The sequence below is a fragment of the Alteromonas aestuariivivens genome (assembly GCF_003367475.1).
Taxonomy (GTDB): domain Bacteria; phylum Pseudomonadota; class Gammaproteobacteria; order Enterobacterales; family Alteromonadaceae; genus Alteromonas; species Alteromonas aestuariivivens.
In genome coordinates, this window is the sequence record NZ_QRHA01000007.1 from 148,487 (window position 1) to 167,042 (window position 18,556).

The 18,556-nt window shown below is 50.3% G+C and carries 16 protein-coding genes and 1 tRNA gene; 13 read left to right on the forward strand and 4 right to left on the reverse strand.

The genetic code is table 11. The annotated features are described in order from the left end of the window. The first annotated feature begins 79 nt into the window (after window positions 1-79). The 6 genes from DXV75_RS11030 (at window position 80) to argS (ending at window position 6,532) form a co-directional block, all read left to right on the forward strand. Window positions 80-156 (forward strand) — tRNA-Trp (locus tag DXV75_RS11030). 52 nt (window positions 157-208) lie between these two features. Beyond that, window positions 209-694 carry a hypothetical protein gene (locus DXV75_RS11035; protein ID WP_115593474.1) on the forward strand — a complete coding sequence of 162 codons (486 nt, stop codon included), beginning with the start codon at window positions 209-211 and terminating at the stop codon, window positions 692-694. A 7-nt stretch (window positions 695-701) separates the two neighbouring features. Next, window positions 702-1,157, forward strand: coding sequence for a ribosomal protein S18-alanine N-acetyltransferase (rimI, locus tag DXV75_RS11040; protein ID WP_181898407.1), 456 nt, complete (start codon window positions 702-704; stop codon window positions 1,155-1,157). Between the two features lie 320 nt (window positions 1,158-1,477). Continuing rightward, window positions 1,478-2,986, forward strand: coding sequence for an arylsulfatase (locus tag DXV75_RS11045; RefSeq protein WP_115593476.1), 1,509 nt, complete (start codon window positions 1,478-1,480; stop codon window positions 2,984-2,986). A gap of 186 nt (window positions 2,987-3,172) precedes the next feature. Continuing rightward, on the forward strand, window positions 3,173-4,762 hold the full coding sequence (gene prfC, locus DXV75_RS11050) for a peptide chain release factor 3 (RefSeq protein ID WP_115593477.1): 1,590 nt from the start codon (window positions 3,173-3,175) through the stop codon (window positions 4,760-4,762). A gap of 36 nt (window positions 4,763-4,798) precedes the next feature. Further along, a complete protein-coding gene (gene argS, locus DXV75_RS11055; RefSeq protein WP_115593478.1) occupies window positions 4,799-6,532 on the forward strand; it encodes an arginine--tRNA ligase in 1,734 nt (577 codons plus the stop codon). A gap of 414 nt (window positions 6,533-6,946) precedes the next feature. Here argS and DXV75_RS11060 read toward each other — a convergent pair whose 3' ends face one another. Next, entirely contained in the window at window positions 6,947-7,186 is a 240-nt protein-coding gene (locus tag DXV75_RS11060; protein WP_115593479.1) for an RNA recognition motif domain-containing protein, read from the reverse strand. A gap of 236 nt (window positions 7,187-7,422) precedes the next feature. On the opposite strand from DXV75_RS11060, the gene DXV75_RS11065 reads away from it, so the two are divergent. The 3 genes from DXV75_RS11065 to lysS all read left to right on the forward strand — a co-directional run bounded on the left by DXV75_RS11065 (window position 7,423) and on the right by lysS (window position 10,789). Beyond that, window positions 7,423-7,998: an NADPH-dependent FMN reductase gene (locus DXV75_RS11065; protein ID WP_115593480.1), complete on the forward strand. Its 576-nt coding sequence runs from the start codon at window positions 7,423-7,425 to the stop codon at window positions 7,996-7,998. 120 nt (window positions 7,999-8,118) lie between these two features. Next, window positions 8,119-9,217, forward strand: a protein-coding gene (gene prfB, locus DXV75_RS11070; protein WP_115593481.1) for a peptide chain release factor 2 whose coding sequence is annotated in 2 segments (ribosomal slippage) — window positions 8,119-8,193 and window positions 8,195-9,217 — 1,098 coding nt in all. Because the reading frame shifts where the segments join, the coding sequence is not laid out codon by codon here. A 24-nt stretch (window positions 9,218-9,241) separates the two neighbouring features. Then, on the forward strand, window positions 9,242-10,789 hold the full coding sequence (lysS, locus tag DXV75_RS11075) for a lysine--tRNA ligase (RefSeq protein WP_115593482.1): 1,548 nt from the start codon (window positions 9,242-9,244) through the stop codon (window positions 10,787-10,789). Between the two features lie 13 nt (window positions 10,790-10,802). On the opposite strand, the gene DXV75_RS11080 is transcribed toward lysS, so the two are convergent. From DXV75_RS11080 to DXV75_RS11090, 3 genes are read right to left on the reverse strand one after another with little or no spacing between them, the layout of a single operon-like run. Continuing rightward, the gene (locus tag DXV75_RS11080) at window positions 10,803-11,711 is read right to left on the reverse strand and encodes a ketopantoate reductase family protein (protein WP_115593483.1); all 909 of its coding nucleotides are present in this window, start codon (window positions 11,709-11,711) and stop codon (window positions 10,803-10,805) included. Then, a complete protein-coding gene (locus DXV75_RS11085; protein WP_115593484.1) occupies window positions 11,708-12,427 on the reverse strand; it encodes a TIGR01621 family pseudouridine synthase in 720 nt (239 codons plus the stop codon). Before DXV75_RS11085 ends, DXV75_RS11080 begins: the two co-directional genes overlap by 4 nt. Beyond that, window positions 12,424-12,756 (reverse strand): Hpt domain-containing protein, encoded by a 333-nt coding sequence (locus DXV75_RS11090; protein ID WP_181898408.1) that lies wholly within the window; start codon window positions 12,754-12,756, stop codon window positions 12,424-12,426. The genes DXV75_RS11085 and DXV75_RS11090 overlap by 4 nt, the downstream gene beginning before the upstream one ends. A 231-nt stretch (window positions 12,757-12,987) precedes the next feature. Between DXV75_RS11090 and DXV75_RS11095 the strand changes: the two genes are divergently transcribed. The 4 genes from DXV75_RS11095 to DXV75_RS11110 all read left to right on the forward strand — a co-directional run bounded on the left by DXV75_RS11095 (window position 12,988) and on the right by DXV75_RS11110 (window position 18,500). Continuing rightward, complete coding sequence (locus tag DXV75_RS11095) at window positions 12,988-15,843, forward strand: M16 family metallopeptidase (RefSeq protein ID WP_115593486.1); 2,856 nt, start codon at window positions 12,988-12,990, stop codon at window positions 15,841-15,843. Window positions 15,844-15,941: 98 nt separating this feature from the next. After that, window positions 15,942-17,543, forward strand: a complete 1,602-nt coding sequence (gene gshA, locus DXV75_RS11100; RefSeq protein ID WP_115593487.1) for a glutamate--cysteine ligase — start codon at window positions 15,942-15,944, stop codon at window positions 17,541-17,543. Window positions 17,544-17,609: 66 nt separating this feature from the next. Continuing rightward, window positions 17,610-18,248 (forward strand): transglycosylase SLT domain-containing protein, encoded by a 639-nt coding sequence (locus DXV75_RS11105; protein WP_115593488.1) that lies wholly within the window; start codon window positions 17,610-17,612, stop codon window positions 18,246-18,248. A 126-nt stretch (window positions 18,249-18,374) separates the two neighbouring features. After that, a complete protein-coding gene (locus DXV75_RS11110) occupies window positions 18,375-18,500 on the forward strand; it encodes a DUF3149 domain-containing protein (RefSeq protein WP_115593489.1) in 126 nt (41 codons plus the stop codon). The last annotated feature ends 56 nt before the right edge of the window (window positions 18,501-18,556 follow it).

Below are 18,556 nucleotides of genomic sequence, written 5' to 3' on the forward strand. Positions count from 1 at the left end.
TAAACGGTGAGCAATAGAACCAATCTTAAGTAAAAGTGCTTTACCTTTAACAACTCATACGTATAATGCTCAGCGCGCTAGGGGTGTAGTTCGAATTGGTAGAACAGCGGTCTCCAAAACCGATGGTTGGGGGTTCGAGTCCCTCCACCCCTGCCATTTTCCCATCAGCTGAGTTATAGTGTCAGCATACTAATTTTCTTCGTTTTTTATGACGCATTTTTTATCCGAATATCAAATTGCTGCTTTGCAGGAAATGGGTATCTGCGTCTGGCAATCCCAGCAGGAGAGCAATAGCCATTCAGCCGGGGAATCTGCCTCAGAGTTGTCAATACGGCAGGCGCCCAAATCTTCTGCGAACAGCCGGGCCAATGGCGCCGAAAAGCTCGCCCAGTTGCGCTCATCGCTGACCGCCGGAAAGGCGGAATCGGCATCTGCTCATGCCCTGCAACAGTGTGATGAACCTCAACATTCCTCCCCGTTAAGTGCACAAAAGCAGGCTGAGTCAGCTCAACTGCTCAGTGATATTCGTAGCGCGCTCCTGGTGCTTGGTACTCTGAAAGAATCTGAACAACTGACAGAATGGCACGTAGGTGAACAGTTCCGTGTGACGGGAAATACGGTCGTTTTACCGTGTAACCCAAGTGGCATGGGGCCAACCGAAAAACGTAGGCTCTGGCAGTCGATGTGCGGCTAAATCTCCTGTGTCAATAGTTGTACGACCTGCAACCCCTGATGAGGTTCATCAGGCATATCAATTGCACTGTGAAGCTGTTTTTCGCCCATGGTCGAAAACTACTTTTGAAGATTGCACAACGCCCCCGTATGAGTTGTTGGTCGCAGAATCAGGTGAAACATTCATTGGTTACGCTGTGGTGCTGAAAGTTGCCGATGAAGCTACATTGATGGATATTGCCGTATTGCCGCAAGCGCGTGGGCAGGGAGCGGGCCAAAAACTGCTGGAAGCCCTGCTCAGCGATTGTAACCATTCCATGGCATCTGTTTGGTTGGAAGTACGCTCTGGTAACCTGGTAGCTCAACGTCTTTACCATCGGCATGGTTTCGTGGTTCAGGAAGTCCGTAAGGGTTATTACCCGTGTGCAGACGGCACGGAAGACGCTGTTATAATGGTAAAATGGCTGAATAAGGAAAGCACCTGAAATACCCACCTGTTGCTGGCGTAATCCGGTTCTGATAACTTTTTTTGCTGAATTTCCGCAATTTGTAATCCCTCAAGATCTCTACTAATTTTTAACTTGTGGCTTAGCACATAGGCCTTAAATCAATTCGCTTGTGAGTTCCTGTTCTGTGCAGCTTCACGGCTTACCTGAGGGCATTTGCCATCCTTTGATGAGTCGCTATCAGCCAAAACAGGAGAAGTATGAATTCAGGTTGGAATTTGTGCATAGAGTGATCACTTTTTCAACCCAATCGGTAATGATTATTCGACATACTACCCTCTTCCAAAAGGACAATTTCCATGAAGGCTCGCGGTTATCTATTGTTGTTTACTATCTGGATTTGCTTAACATCTTCCCTGGCCAATGCACAGGAAAAGCCTAATATCCTTGCGATTATGGTTGACGATGTGGCATCACTTTCGATCAGTGCCTATTCCCATGGTATGACGTATCAGACCCCCAATATCGACAGAATTGCCAATGAAGGATTGCTGTTTACCGATCACTATGCTCAGCCAAGCTGCACTGCCGGGCGGGCAGCGTTTTTGATGGGGCAACTTCCGGTACGTACCGGCCTCACTACCGTGGGGCAGCCTGGAAACCCTTTGGGTATTAAGGAAGAAGACCCCACCATTGCCGAATTTTTGAAAGACCGCGGCTACATGACAGCCCAGTATGGCAAAAATCATCTGGGTGATTTGGATGAGCATTTGCCTACCAACCACGGGTTTGATGAGTTTTACGGTAATCTTTACCACCTCAATGTGTCAGAAGAGCCTGAACAGGAAGACTACCCAAAGAACCCCGAGTTCATCAAAAAATTCGGGCCTCGTGGTGTCATTGAATCCTACGCTGATGGCCGAATTACCGATACCGGCCCCTTAACCCGCAAACGTATGGAAACCTTCGATGAGGAGATACTTTCCCGCAGTATCAACTTTATGGAGCGTGCGGTTAAACAGGACAAACCTTTCTTTATCTGGCATGCGTCCAGTCGCATGCACGTGTACACTCACCTGAAGCCTGAGAGTCGCCATCTGGCGACCGATGTCTCCTCTGAGGACGATTTGTTTGGCAGCGGTTTGCTCGAGCATGATGGGCATGTCGGCCAACTGCTCGACAAACTCGAAGAGTTAGGTATTGCTGACAACACCATCGTTATCTATACCACAGATAATGGCCCTGAGCAGAGTTCCTGGCCGGATGCAGGCACTACCTCGTTCCGGGGTGAGAAGATGACTACCTGGGAGGGCGGTGTGCGCGTTCCTTTCCTCGTGCGCTGGCCGGGGCATTTCCCTGCCGGTAAGAAGCTCAATGGCATTTCTTCTCACGAAGATGTGTTTCCTACCCTGGCCGCTGCATTAGGTGAGGATGATTTACGCGGTACGCTGATGAAGTCGGACAATGTGTACATTGATGGTGAAAATAATCTGGCTTACTGGGAGGGCAAAACCGATAAATCTGCCCGCAACCATTTCTTTTATTATTATGAATCGAGTCTTACTGCGCTTCGGGTTGGCCCCTGGAAAATGCATTTCGCAACTAAGCCAGGTGGGCGTTATTATGAGGACCTGGTTGTACATACTATGCCCAAGCTGTTTAATCTCAGAAAAGACCCGATGGAGACTTATGACGGTGTAACCGGCTTCCATCAGATAATGCGTAAAAGCTGGGTTTTCCAGCCAGCCATCGCCATCCTGATGGATCACATCAAAACGTTTGAGAAATTTCCACCCCGGCAGGAAGCGGCTTCTTTGAATATTAATGAAGCCATTAAGAAGGCGCAGTCTGCTCAGGCTAAAAACTGAATCTGGTTCAGGGTGGTGTTTGCACCACCCTGATCAGCATCAAAGTCATGTCATTCACTGTGGTTAGTCGCAGGAATCGATTTATAGCGCCTCTGAGTTTTGCTACAATCCCGCCCTTTGTTTTTACAGTCGGTTTATTCGGCTGTTTTTTGTACCATTGCCAGTGCAAATTGGGGTTGAGAATTTATGGCTACCGCCAACTTTTCCAGTGAAATTAACAAGCGGCGCACGTTTGCGATCATCTCGCATCCGGACGCCGGTAAAACCACCATAACCGAAAAAGTATTGTTGTTCGGACGTGCTCTGCAAAAAGCCGGTACCGTTAAAGGGAAAAAATCCGGCCAGCATGCGAAGTCCGACTGGATGGAAATGGAGAAGGAGCGGGGGATCTCCGTGACCACCTCGGTCATGCAGTTTCCCTATAGCGATCATCTGGTGAATCTGCTTGATACTCCCGGGCACGAAGATTTTTCTGAAGACACCTATCGCACACTGACGGCGGTGGACTCCTGCCTGATGGTTATCGATGCGGCAAAAGGGGTTGAGGACCGGACCCGCAAGCTGATGGAAGTAACCCGTCTTCGTGACACCCCGATCATCACCTTTATGAACAAGCTTGACCGCGATATTCGTGACCCCATGGAGTTGCTCGATGAAGTGGAAACCGAGCTCAATATTGCCTGTGCGCCGGTAAGCTGGCCAATCGGCTGTGGAAAGGAATTCAAAGGGGTTTATCATCTGCTGCGGGACGAAACCATTCTTTACAAAACCGGTCAGGGCCACACCATTCAGGAAGTGCGCTCGGTAAAAGGTATCGACAACCCGGAACTGGATGAAGCCGTGGGCTCTGCGCTGGCTGAGCAGTTGCGCGAAGAACTGGAACTTGTGGTTGGAGCATCGCACGAATTTGATTTGGAATTGTTTCTGGCAGGCGAACTTACTCCGGTATTTTTTGGTACTGCACTGGGCAACTTCGGTGTAGATCACATGCTCGATGGGCTGATTCAATGGGCTCCTGCGCCTCAGGGCAGGGAGACCGAAGAAGGTAAAGTTGAAGCCGATTCAGCCGGGTTCAGTGGGTTTGTGTTTAAGATCCAGGCCAATATGGACCCCAAACACCGCGACCGGATCGCTTTTTGCCGTATTGTCTCAGGCAAGTACGAAAAGGGCATGAAAATGCGCCACAGTCGAATTGGCAAAGATGTGCGTATTTCCGATGCGGTAACCTTTCTGGCCGGCGATCGCGAACTGCTGGAAGAGGCCTATGCTGGTGACATTATCGGCCTGCATAACCATGGTACCATTCGCATTGGTGACACCTTTACCTGGGGGGATAATTTCCGCTTTACCGGCATCCCGAACTTTGCGCCTGAATTGTTCAAGCGTATTCGCCTGAAAGATCCGCTCAAGCAAAAGCAGTTGCTCAAGGGCCTGATCCAGCTTTCTGAGGAAGGGGCCGTACAGGTCTTCCGCCCGCTGGCCAACAACGATTTGATTGTTGGCGCGGTTGGGGTGCTGCAGTTTGATGTGGTTGTGGCGCGCCTGAAGGCGGAGTACAACGTGGATGCCTTGTATGAGCACGTTAATGTTAGTACTGCCCGCTGGGTGTATTCCGACAGCGACAAAAAACTCGATGAGTTTCGTCGCAAAGCGGAGCAGAACCTGGCCCTCGATGGCGGTGACAACCTGGCTTATATCGCGCCGACCATGGTGAATCTGCAACTGGCGCAGGAGCGCTACCCGGACATTCAATTTAAACATACCCGTGAGCACTAATGCTCCGGTGATTGAAAACAGAGAATTAAACGTATTATGAACATACACGCACTGCTGGTCAGCCGTTTTACCGAAGCGTTGCAAAAGCTCGGCGCGCAGGATGCGCCGGTACCGGTCACTCGAAGCGCACGCCCGGAATTTGGTGAATACCAATTCAACGGTGCCATGGCACTGGCAAAGCAGCTCAGGCAAAAGCCCCGTGATATTGCCGAAAGCATTGTGGCTAACGTGGAACTGGAAGACGTAGCCAGCAAGCTTGAAGTCGCCGGCCCGGGTTTTATTAACGTTCACCTGAACGATGAGTGGCTGGCGCGCCAGTGCCAGCTTACCCTTCAGGACCCGCGCCTGGGTATTGCCAAGCAGCCTGAACAGAAAGTGGTGGTGGATTATTCCTCTCCCAACCTGGCTAAGGAAATGCACGTAGGCCATCTGCGTACCACAATCATCGGTGACGCAGTGGTTAAGGTACTGGAATTTCTCGGCCATCAGGTGATTCGTCAGAACCACATGGGCGACTGGGGCACGCAGTTCGGCATGCTGTTGGCGCATCTGAGTGACAAGCTACAGAGCAACCAGGTGGCTGAAACCGCGTTATCAGATCTCGAGAACTTTTACCGTGAAGCGAAAGTGCGCTTCGATGAAGAGGACGGCTTTGCTGACCGGGCCCGTGAGTATGTGGTCAAGCTGCAAAGTGGTGAGCCCCAGTGCATGGAACTGTGGCACAAATTTATTGATGTTTCAGTTGCCCACAGCGAAGAAGTCTATGACAAGCTGAATGTCAGTCTGACCCGCAAGGACATTATGGGCGAGTCGGCTTACAACGATGATCTGGCTAATGTGGTTGCAGACCTCAAGGCTCAGGGGCTGGCGGTTGAAGATCAGGGCGCGCAGGTGGTGTTCATTGATGAGTTAGCCGACAAGGAAGGCAATCCCGCCGTATACATTGTGCAAAAATCCGGTGGCGGGTATTTATACTCAACCACCGATTTGGCGGCCATGCGTCATCGTTCAGGCACGCTGAACGCGGATCGTACCCTGATTCTGACCGATGCCCGTCAGGCATTGCATTTCAAACAGACGGAAATCGTCGGTCGTAAAGCTGGCTTTATGAAGGCCGAGCAATCCTATGAGCATTGCCCATTTGGAATGATGCTGGGCAGTGACGGCAAGCCGTTTAAAACCCGCACCGGTGGTACGGTGAAACTGGTGGAGTTGCTGGATGAAGCGGTTGAGCGGGCTGGTAAATTGATTGCAGAACGGGATACGGATCTCAGTCGTGAAGAACTCAATGATGTCGCGCGCAAGGTGGGTATCGGTGCAGTGAAATACGCCGACCTGAGTAAAAACCGCACCACCGATTATGTGTTCAACTGGGATTCCATGCTGAGCTTTGAGGGCAATACGGCACCTTATCTGCAGTATGCTTTTACCCGGGTTCAGAGTATTTTCCGTAAAGCGGGCGTTGCTCCAACCGAGTTGGTGGCTGATATCAATCTGACCGAAAAGCAGGAACACGCGCTGGCAGTGTTGTTGCTTCAGTTTGAGGAGGTGATTGGTGTTGTCGCAAGAGACGCCACGCCGCATGTGTTGTGCACCTATCTCTATGATTTGGCCAGTGCATTTATGTCCTTCTATGAAGCCTGCCCAATTCTGAAATCTGACGTTGCCGATGAGGTACGCAACAGTCGTCTGGCGCTGGCTGCTCTGGTTTCTGCCACCATAGAACAGGGCTTGGGCCTGCTGGGAATTGAAACACTCGACAGGATGTAGCTTACAATTTGCCCAACCTACTAAAAAGCCTGGGATAATTATTCCAGGCTTTTTGTTGCCAAACTTTTGGGTTTGATGGGTATTTTCATTATCTTTGATAACCGGCGCAACACTGGCTGCCAGCAATTGGTTGTGACTAGGAATTATAAGAATCAACCATTCTTATGCCGCAGAAGTCTTTATACAAACCCGGTTATAGGCACGTTCAGCTTTAATTCTGGCATGGAATTGCGACAAACGCTGCCCTTCGGGCTCACTCTGAGTGCTTCCATGGCCGCGTTGTTCGCCATTTACTTAGCTGACTAAGCTTCATGGCTCTCGCCTTGCCCTTAAACCACTCACAGAGAACAAATTTCGAACAGCAAAGGTCAACAGGCCCTAGCAATGGATATATAGAGCTGGCTCTTGCTATGGTTAGCTTTGAGCGAATTTAACTCGGATTTTACTCTTTGCCACATTAAACAGGTTTAAGTTTTCAACTGCTGTTTTGGCTTCAGCTTCGTTAGGCATTTCAACAAATGCGAAGCCTTTTGATAGTCCAGTTTCTTGGTCTAATACCAAATGGCAGTCAGTGACAGTGCCATGCGCAGAAAACAAAATACGGATTTCTTGTTCAGTAGTTTTACGTTCAAGATTGCGAACCAAAAGTTTCATAGGGATGCCTAATATAAAATACCTGCTAAGTGTGGCAGGTAAGCAGTAACAAGCCAAACATTATCAGCCCGTTATTGATGAGTTGATATTATTCCTATTGTCAATTAGCTCTGTGGGCTCTCCGCTATCGGCACAAAGTCCAAGCAGTCATTAAAAATTTACGATGGAATCACATTGGTGTTCGGCGCAAGCTACACTATCATCCTCAGTAAATACAATTGAAGGGAAGCGTCGTTATGACCAAACTACTCGCATTTGCAGGAAGTACTAGATCGGGCTCTTATAACCAGGCCATTTTGGATGTTGCCGTTGAAGGCGCTCGTGAGGCGGGGGCGGAAGTAACCCAAATCAATCTGTCGGATTACGCCATGCCAATATTTAATCAGGATGAGGAAGCGCAGTACGGTCTCCCGGAGCGTGCTCAGGCATTTAAACATCTGCTGATGGAACACGATGGCTTTTTGATCGCCAGCCCCGAATACAACAGCAGTTACCCGGCCTTGTTAAAAAATGCCATTGACTGGGCTTCCCGCCAAAGCGGTGATGAAAAGCCCCTTGCAGCCTATCGAGGCAAAGTGGCGGGCATTATGTCGGCGTCTGCCGGGGCACTCGGTGGTATGCGCGTATTGACGGTGCTTAGAATGTTGCTGGAAAACATTGGGGTGATGGTGTTGCCAACCCAAAAGGCCGTAGCGAGAGTAAATACTCTGCTGGATGATGCAGGTAAACTGGACGATGACGCCACAGTCCGGCAACTGAAAGCGTTGGGCGAGGAAACTGCCAGACTTGCCTCAAAGCTCAAGGCTGGCTGAGGTGTGCCAGGCGTGGCGGGAAAAATTTTTCAAAGCCACAATTTGTTTCGCCTCTGGCTATCAAAATCGGCGTAAATTCGTTACTATCCGCGGTCTTAATTTTATTGATCGCTGCGAACCATGTTTGAAGTAAATCCTGTGCAAAATGCCATTGAAGATATCCGTACGCGCACCCAGGCGCTTAGGGGGTATCTTTGACTTCGATCAGAAGTCAGAACGTTTAGAAGAAGTTAACCGCGAGCTGGAAAGCCCGGACGTTTGGAATGAGCCGGAGCGGGCCCAGGCGTTGGGTAAGGAAAAGGTCGCGCTTGAGCAGGTTGTTGAAACCATTCAGCAGCTCGAACAGGGCACTGAAGACGTTGAAGGGCTGGTGGAACTGGCGGTAGAAGCCGAAGACGAAGACACCTTCAATGAAGCCCAGACGGAATTGCAAGGCCTGCAGCAACAGCTGGAAGGTCTGGAGTTTCGCCGTATGTTCAGCGGCCCGAACGACGCCTGTGACTGTTACATAGATATACAGTCCGGCTCTGGTGGTACCGAGGCCCAGGACTGGGCCAATATGCTGTTGCGTATGTACCTGCGTTGGGGTGAAGCCCACGGCTTCAAGACCGAACTGATTGAAGTGTCAGAAGGCGAAGTGGCGGGTATTAAAAGTGCCACCATTCGTTTCGAGGGTGACTATGCGTTTGGCTGGTTGCGCACGGAAACCGGTGTTCATCGTCTGGTGCGTAAATCGCCGTTTGATTCAGGCAACCGCCGGCATACTTCATTTTCTTCTGCTTTCGTGTACCCGGAAATCGACGACGACATCGAAATCGAAATTAACCCGTCTGACTTGAGGGTAGACACCTATCGTGCATCAGGTGCTGGTGGTCAGCACGTTAACCGAACCGATTCTGCGGTACGTATTACCCATGTGCCGACTGGGATCGTGGTGCAATGTCAGAACGACCGCTCTCAACATAAAAACCGCGATCAGGCCATGAAGCAGCTGAAAGCCAAGTTGTACGAATATGAGCTGCAGAAGCAAAACGCCGAGAAGCAAGCCATGGAAGACAGCAAGTCTGATATTGGCTGGGGCAGCCAGATCCGCTCCTACGTGCTTGACGATTCCCGCATCAAAGATTTGCGTACTGGTGTTGAAACCCGCAATACTCAGGCGGTACTCGACGGCGATCTGGACAAATTTATTCAAGCCAGCCTGAAATCAGGTTTGTAAGCAAAAAACACAAGTGAACAGGTTATGACCGACCAACAACTCGACGAAAACAAATTGATTGCCGAGCGCCGGGCAAAATTGAGCGCCATTCGGGAAAACTGCCGGGCCAACGGCTTTCCTAACTCGTTTCGCCGTGAGCATTATGCAGATGAACTGCAAAAGCAGTACAGCGAGGAAGACAAGGAAACCCTGCTGGCGCAGGACAATAAAGTCAGTGTTGCCGGTCGTATTATGGCCAAGCGTGGGCCGTTTCTGTTACTGCAGGATATGTCCGGTCGTATTCAGAGCTACGCGGATAAAGATACTCAAAAAGACATCAAAGCCCGTTATGGTAGCCTGGATATCGGCGACATCATTGGTGTGAGTGGTGCCCTGCACAAATCCGGTAAGGGCGATTTGTACGTCAACATGGAGCACTATGTGCTGCTGACCAAGGCGCTGCGCCCGCTGCCTGAAAAATTTCATGGCCTTTCGGATCAGGAAACTAAATACCGTCAGCGCTATGTGGACCTGATCACCAGCGAAAAGACCCGCGAAACCTTTGTGATCCGCAGCAAAATCATCAACGGTATTCGCAACTATCTGACCACCCGCAATTACATTGAGGTGGAAACCCCGATGTTGCAGGTCATCCCCGGTGGTGCGACTGCCAAGCCGTTTGTGACTTTCCACAACGCTCTGGACATAGACATGTTCCTGCGTATCGCCCCGGAACTCTACCTCAAGCGGTTGGTTGTAGGCGGTTTTGAGCGGGTGTTTGAAATTAACCGTAACTTCCGTAATGAAGGGTTGTCGACCCGTCATAATCCGGAATTTACCATGCTCGAGTTCTATCAGGCTTATGCGGATTACCATGACCTGATGAACTTGACCGAAGACATGCTGCGCACTCTGGCGCAGGATATTTTGGGTACCACCAAACTGGTGAATACGGTACGTAATACTGACGGCGAAGTCATTCAAGAGAAACACTATGATTTTGGCCAGCCGTTTGAGCGTTTGAGTATGGGCGATGCCATTCTGAAATACTGGCCGGAAGCCAACGAAGCGGCTATTCGTGACCCTGAGTCTCATCTTGATGAATTGAAAGCGATGGCGAAGCAATTGCACATCAAAGAACCAGAAGTGGACGGTATCTGGGGTGCAGGCAAGTACCTGTGTGAAATCTTTGAGGCCACGGCAGAAGAAAAACTCGAGCAACCGACCTTCATAACTGAATACCCATGGGAAGTGTCGCCACTGGCGCGCCGCAACGATGAGAACTCATTCATTACCGACCGTTTTGAATTCTTTGTCGGCGGCCGCGAAATTGCCAATGGCTTCAGCGAGCTGAACGACCCGGAAGACCAGGCCGAGCGCTTCCAGAAGCAGGTAGCGGAAAAAGACGCCGGCGACGATGAAGCCATGCATTATGATGATGACTACATTCGTGCGCTGGAATACGGATTACCACCTACTGCCGGTGAAGGCATTGGTATCGATCGCCTCGCCATGCTGTTCACCGACAGCCCGACCATCAAGGATGTGATCCTGTTCCCACACATGAAACCGCTGGGCCAGGGGCAGGAATAACATCACAGGCACCTCAACCGAGGTTTTTTATCTGTTCGGTCAACAGGGTATTGATGGGCACGTCAATACCCTTTTTTTGTGCTTGTTTAACCAGATAGCCATTGATGGCATCGATTTCGGTTGGGCGGTGATGATGTACATCCTGGTGCATTGACGAGTAGTTTGCAGCAGTAAGTTCAATTACCTGATGTACCCGCTGCAAAATGTTGTCGAGGCTTTCTGAAGCGCCACAGGCCGATGCTACCTGCTGGCATTCGGTACAAATCTGTTTAATCAGCGGCTGGTATTCTGGTTTTCCGAGTTCACCATTACGGATGTTGTGCAGCGCGGTGAGGGGGTTGATGACCGCGTTCACAAATAACTTTTGCCATAATGCCAGTTTCATGTCTGTCTGCCATTGAACCGGTGGCAAACATTGTTCAAAGGCCAACTTTATTCGCGAGTTCAGCTCAGGATTTTGTTTGGTAACGTCTGTTGCCGATCCCAGCAGGGTGTGCCCGTTGCCGGTATGTTGCACACTATGGTTGGGCTGCCTGATGGCGCCGTGGCTGGTGGTGGCCTGATACACTGGCTGGGCGGGAAGGAATTGACGCAGGATTTCCAGCCCCCCCATACCATTGTGCAGCAATACAACCGGGGTATCGGGCGTCATTCGCGGTTGCCAGTAAGCAATGGCGGATTTCAGTTGGTACACCTTTAGTGGCAGGACCAGAATGTCGCTGTCTGACAATTTGGGCTTTTCGCCATCGTTATCCTTGAGTTCTACCTCATCGCCATTTGACAATACAACCCGTTGTGTCGGCAATATTGCCGGGCGGGTAGCCAGTCCATAGGGCACCTTGCTTTTCTGTGCCCCTGCGGCCAGTAATGATCCAATAGCCCCACTGCCAACAATTTGCAGCCGCAATCCAAAGCGACTCACGAAGGTTTTCCTTCAACCTGAGCCGAGTCTGCTTTTTCGTATTTGGCACCGGGCCACGGGAGACGCTGCGGGTTTTCCTGAATATCGAGCCAGTGATTAAACTGGGGGCTGCTAAAATACTCTCCCTGCTGCGGAGGGCTGAAACATTCGATGTGCTGGCCTCGATAATCGAAGTTCAAACCCCACGCGTGGAGGTACATGCGATCACTCGCGGTGCCCCCGTACAACTCGTCGCCGAGCAGGGGCGCACCCAGACTTTTCATCGCAACCCGGATTTGATGGGTTTTGCCGCTCAGTGGTTTAACGATGGCAACCCGTATCCCGGGAACAAGAGATTGGCTAAAAAACTGGGTGACAGCAGGATTGAGCTGGGATTTAAGCAGAATATGCTGACCGCCACGGCGGTTTTTCATGTCCCCTGACACGGTGCCCTGCTTTTTTTTGGGTTTGGAATCCAGCAGTGCCAGGTAGTATTTTTGAATTTTTCGCGATGCGAACAGTTCGCCAACATAGGCTGCGGAATCCGGGTTGCGGGCAAGCAGCAGGCAGCCGGATGTGCCGGTATCGAGGCGATGGCACAAATGCAGGCCGGTTATTCCGGTTTGCTGCTCCGTCAGGGGAATGATTCCGGTTTCACTGTCGTGCATGGCAACACCAACGGGTTTGTGTACGATCAGGAAGTCCTGGTGTTCAAACAAAATAGGTAGAGTAGTCACGCACAAACAAGCCGGTTGATTTCTTTTAGTGTTCCGTCGAGCGCATCGATAAAGCTCTTTAGCGTTTCAGCCTCTACTTGCTCTGAAAGTAACTGGGTCTGTAGCAGGTCGCTGAGGCGGAATAAGGTATGGCATCCGAGATTTGCACACACGCCTTTCAGTGTATGCACGTATCCATGGGCCCGGGAATAATTTCCGGATTGAATACACTGGCGGAGGTCATCCTCTAAAGTAATGTATTCTTTGTGAAATTTTTTAAACAGCCGGATTTGCAACTGAGAGTCCCCATTTAATTGCTTGAGGCCAAAACCCCGATCTACATAGGCCATTTTGAGAGTAGATTCCTGCTTAAGCATCGTTTGCTAAGTGTATGCGATAGAGACATAAATTGATACAAACTGAGACAAACAGGTAGAGTAAAGCGGTTTGTTTTCTGTTAGGCTGACCGACTAGGTATTTTCCGGGGTTACGGCTTTCTGCCGGGCTGCAACCTGCTTTAACGACAGGCTGCATTGCCTGCCATCGGTTACCCGGTAGACAAAGAATAAGAAGGATCAGTAATGTCAGCGTCCCTGACTTTTAGAAAGTATTTGCTTGCCAGCGCAATCATGTTGTTGGCAGCCTGTCAGCAACAGCCTGGCGAAGTGGCTTCCCCCCAGGATTCAGCAGGCGGTATCCATATTCCCTATCAGCGCTATACCCTGGAGAATGGGCTTACCGTTATTTTGCACAAGGATCAGTCCGATCCGCTGGTGCACGTGGACGTAACCTACCATGTTGGCTCGGCAAGGGAAGAGGTAGGGAAATCCGGTTTTGCACATTTTTTTGAACACATGATGTTCCAGGGATCGAAAAACGTTGCTGACGAACAGCATTTCAAAGTCATTACCGAAGCGGGTGGTGAACTTAACGGCTCCACCAATACTGATCGAACCAATTACTACCAGACGGTTCCGGCGAACCAGCTCGAAAAAGTGCTGTGGCTGGAAGCCGATCGTATGGGGTTCCTGCTTGACGCCGTTGATCAGGAAAAGTTTGAAAACCAGCGCGAGACGGTAAAAAACGAGCGCGCTCAGCGCATAGACAACCAACCCTACGGGCTGCGTGATGAGCGCACTTCCGAAGCTTTGTATCCGCAGGGGCATCCCTATTCCTGGTCGACTATTGGTTATGTTGAAGACTTGGATAGGGTTAATGTCAATGATTTGAAAGCATTTTTCAAACGCTGGTACGGTCCGAATAATGCCGTTTTGACCATCGGTGGCGACATCGACATAGCAAAGACCAAAGCCTGGGTGGAACGGTATTTTGGCTCTTTACCCACCGGCCCAGCAGTTGATGAACCTGCCCCAATGCCAGTAACGTTGGCGGAAAACCGCTACCTTACCCTGGAAGACAAAGTTCACTTGCCATTGTTGCAAATTACGTTTCCCACTGTGTATGCACGGCACCCGGATGAAGCGCCGTTGGACGTACTGGCGGACATTCTGGGCGGTGGCAAAACATCACTGTTTTACAAAAACCTCGTCAAAGGCGGGAGTGCTGTGCAAGCTGTGGTTAGCCACCCATGTCGCGAACTGGCCTGCGAATTTCGTTTGCTGGCTCTGGCAAACCCGGCCAAAGTCACCAATCTGGCTGAACTCAATCAAACTGTAGAGCAGACGTTATCGGAATTTGAAGCCCGTGGGGTATTGCCTGACGATTTGGCCCGCACCAAAGGGCAGATTGAAGCCTCGACGGTTTTTGGTCTTCAGAGCGTTGCCGGCAAAGTTTCAACCCTCGCCGCCAATCAGACCTTCGACGGCCAGCCTGACCTGGTGGCTGAAGATATTGCCCGCTATAAAGCGGTGACGGCAGAAGATGTGATGAGGGTGTATCGTCAATACATCAAAGGGCGTAATGCAGTGATACTCAGTGTGGTCCCGCAAGGGCAGGCTTCCATGGCTGTGAGGCAGCAGAACTTTGCCATGCCGGCGCGCCAAATCCCGGCAGAGTCCGGTAGCGTTTCTTACAGCGAGGAGGTTGCTTCCGTGGTCGACAGCTTTGACCGCTCGAAGTTACCCGAAGCCGGTCCTGCGCCGATCGTAGAAGTTCCACAGTACTGGAAGTCTGAGGTAGAACCGGGCATAAAGCTGCTGGGCGTGACCAGCGATGAAACACCGACTGTGACGTTGACCCTGAGCATGGAGGGGGGAGTGTTACTTGACCCGCCCGGAAAGGCTGGTACTGCGTATCTGACCGCTATGATGATGAACGAGGCCACACAGAATTTCACTAATGAACAAATGGCCAATGAGCTGGCAAAACTGGGCAGTACCATCAGTTTTAATGCTGCCGGGCGTTATTCACAGGTGTACGTTTCCAGTCTGACTCAACACTTTCCCGAAACACTGAATCTGTTGCAGGAAAAACTGTTCTCTCCTGCATTTGAAGAACAGGATTTCAAGCGTCTGAAAGAGCGCCTGAAACAAAGCATGCAACAGCAGCTAAACAGCCCGGGATACCTGGCAAAACGTGCCCGGGACTGGGTGCTGTTTGGTGAACAAAACCGGGTCAGCCAACCGGATGAGGGGACTTTGCAAAGTCTCGATAACATTGAATTGGCTGATATCAAAGCATTTTATCAGCGTTATTATGTGCCTGCGAAGGCCAATATTGTTGTTGTGAGTGACTTGAGTCAGCAACAGGTTCAACGCGGGTTGGCGTTTTTATCCTCCTGGCAGGGCAAAGACTACGACTTCCCAGAGTATGAGGGCTTCCCAGAATATCAGCAGACCAGCCTCTATCTGGTCGACAACCCTGGCGCGGTGCAGTCGGTAGTGTATATCGTAAAACGAGGGTTGCCATTTGATGCGACCGGAACTTTTTTCCGTTCTCAGTTGATGAACTTTCCTTTAGGCGGAGCGTTTAACAGCCGCATCAACTTGAACCTCAGGGAGGACAAAGGCTATACCTATGGGGCTTCGAGTAACTTCATGGGTGGCAAAACTTTAGGGTGGTTTGAGGTGAACGCCGATTTAAACGGCCCCAATACGGCTGACGGTATCAAGGAAATTTTCAGCGAAATTACTCGGTACAAGGAACAGGGGGTGAGTGAGCAGGAAGTCAGCTTTATGCGCAATGCCTATACCCTGAGCGATGCGCTAGAGTATGAAACGCCCACCAGCAAGGCCCGTTTTTTGCGCCAGCTATTGTCATATCAGCTGAGTGATGATTACCGGGCCAGACAGATTCAAATTATTCATCAGATCGGGGCTGATGAGCTAACGGCACTTGCACGTCAGCAGCTGGATACCGGGCAAATGCAAATTATCGTAGCCGGTGATAAACAGCAGCTAATGGAGCAGCTGGTGACGCTGGAGGTGCCCATTTTCGAGCTGGATGTGCAAACGAATGTTACGACACCGCTCAACTGAAGGGCTATAATTTCCCCGGGAATTTGTATTCCCACTCTTGAAAATCAGTGGCATCTGCACCACTTAGCGAAGATGCCACCTAATCTTGGAAACGGGTTTTGACCACGACTCATACATTTTTTCGCCAACGTATTGAGGCGCTTTCTTCTGCTGACTTTTTATCTGCCTTGAGCCTCATTCGCCGGGGAGTTGAGCGGGAAACGTTGCGGATACAACCGTCCGGTAAGCTAGCCTGCACACCTCACCCTGAGGCCCTGGGGTCGGCACTGACCCATGAAAGCATTACGACCGACTTCTCTGAATCCCTGCTGGAATTTATCACATCTCCTCTCACCCAATCCGGTGAAACACTGGAACGACTGGGGGATATTCATAAGTACGTTTATGAAAACATTGATGGTGAGTGGTTATGGCCACTGAGCATGCCGTGTTTTATTGAAGACGAAAACGACATCCCGATTGCCTATTTTGGTGAGTCCAATGTCGGCAAGATGAAACGGGTTTATCGTCTGGGCCTTAAGAACCGTTATGGCAGTATGATGCAGGCCATAGCAGGGGTGCATTTTAATTTTTCGTTTTCCGATGAGTTCTGGAAGCTCTGGTGCGAGAAGCAGGGACTGGACTACTCCCGCGATCAGGTTTCGGCACAGTATTTTGCGCTGATTCGGAATTACCGTCGGTTGTGCTGGTTGATTCCCTATCTTTTTGGTGCATCACCGGCCCTGTGCGGTTCTTTTCTGGCTGGTAAGAGCCACCGCCTGCCTTTCCAGAAAGTGGGAAAGGGGACTTATTATCTGCCTTATGCAACGTCGTTGCGGATGAGCGATTTGGGCTACACCAATGCCGAACAGTCAGCACTGCAGATTTGTTACAACAAATTGGATAATTACGTGCGTCTGTTACGTTTGGCAATGGAAACTCCGTCCAGTCGCTTCACGAAGTTCGCCGCTGGAGAGGGGGGACACTACCAGCAGCTGAGCCACAACATTCTGCAAATTGAAAATGAACTCTACTCACCCATACGGCCTAAGCAGCCTACCGAGTCGATGGAAAAGCCCACTGACGCGCTGGTGCGCCGAGGGGTAAAGTACATTGAAGTGCGGGCATTGGATGTAAACCCGTTTTCTCCAATTGGAATAAGCCAGGAGCAAATGGATTTTCTGGATGTATTTTTGCTGACCTGTCTGCTTCTACCTAGTCCTGAGATGACCGCTGAGCAGCTAAAAGAAAGTACCGACAATCTGAATAAAGTGGTGCTCGAAGGGCGCAAACCGGGGCTGGAGTTATCACGTGACGGTGAAGCCATCACCTTGCAGCAGTGGGCTTCGGATTTGCTTGAACATTTCGGGCAGGCAGCCCAGATACTGGACAAAGCAAACAGTTGTGAGCGATATTCTCTCAGTGTGAATATTCAGCGAGCCCGGGTCGCAGATCCGGATAAGACCCTTTCTGGCCAGTTGTTACAGAGATTATTGGCCAATGATACTGATAATGGCAGGTTGGGGCTGGAACTTGCGCAGGAGTACGCTCATGTGATTGGTGAACAACCTTACCGGCATACATCAGCGGAAGGTTTTGCCGAGTTGGCGCGCGGTTCAATTCAGGCCCAGAAGGAAGTTGAAGCGTCGGATAACAAGGACTTCGACACTTTCATACGAGATTACTTTAACGAGCCACCGGCGAAAAAAATGCCTGGCTGACCAGCCAGGCATTGAATGGGTTCCAGGGAAACACACACACTACTAGAACACTTATTTGGACATGTGATGTTAAAAAAGTTCAAACGAGTCAGCATATTTTTGTCAGGATGTGTTGTCTTCTTACCTGCCTTGCTTAGTGGCTGCGCCACCAGCCCTCCCCGGGACAGCAGTAATCTTTGCGAAATTTTTTACGAAAAAGAAGACTGGTATGATGCGGCCGCAGATGTCCGGGACAAGTGGGGTGTCCCCATTCACGTACCAATGGCGATGATGTATCAGGAGAGCTCATTCCATCATGACGCTTTACCACCCCGTGACTACGTATTTTTCGGCCTGATTCCCTGGGGCAGGGTAAGTTCTGCCTACGGCTATTCGCAGGCCAAAACACCAACCTGGAGCGACTATGTTAGGGAAACCGGAAACTCATGGGCGGACAGGGATGATTTTGACGATGCAATCGATTTTATGGGTTGGTTTATCTACAAGTCTCATAAGATTAATGGTGTATCGAAGTGGGATGCGTATGCCCAGTATCTCAATTATCACGAAGGTTGGGGAGGCTACCGCCGCCAGACTTACAACCAGAAACCCTGGCTGAAGAATGTGGCTTCAAAGGTCAAAGCCCGCTCTCTGCGCTACGCAACACAGCTTAAAAGTTGTGAGGAAGACCTGAACAAAAATTGGTTCTGGAAACTCTTCAGCTGATTTTTCTGGTAAAAGGGCTTCATTCCCAAGCACGGAAACGCCACAAATTTGATGTGGATCAGTACACACCAGTCGTCTGCCTGACACACTGTACTCAGACAATTCAAACTGTATGAGGAAAGCGTTATGCTGATGACCATGTTTAAAGATCCGGTTGTTTGGGGTTCATTACTGGGCATTTTTATTGTGATCATGATGATGGGCTACTATACCTATCTGTTCATGCATAACAGTGCCGATCACAACAAGTAAACACACGCTAGGGCCTGTTGATCTTTGCTGTTCAATTTTGCAGCAAAGTGTCGCGC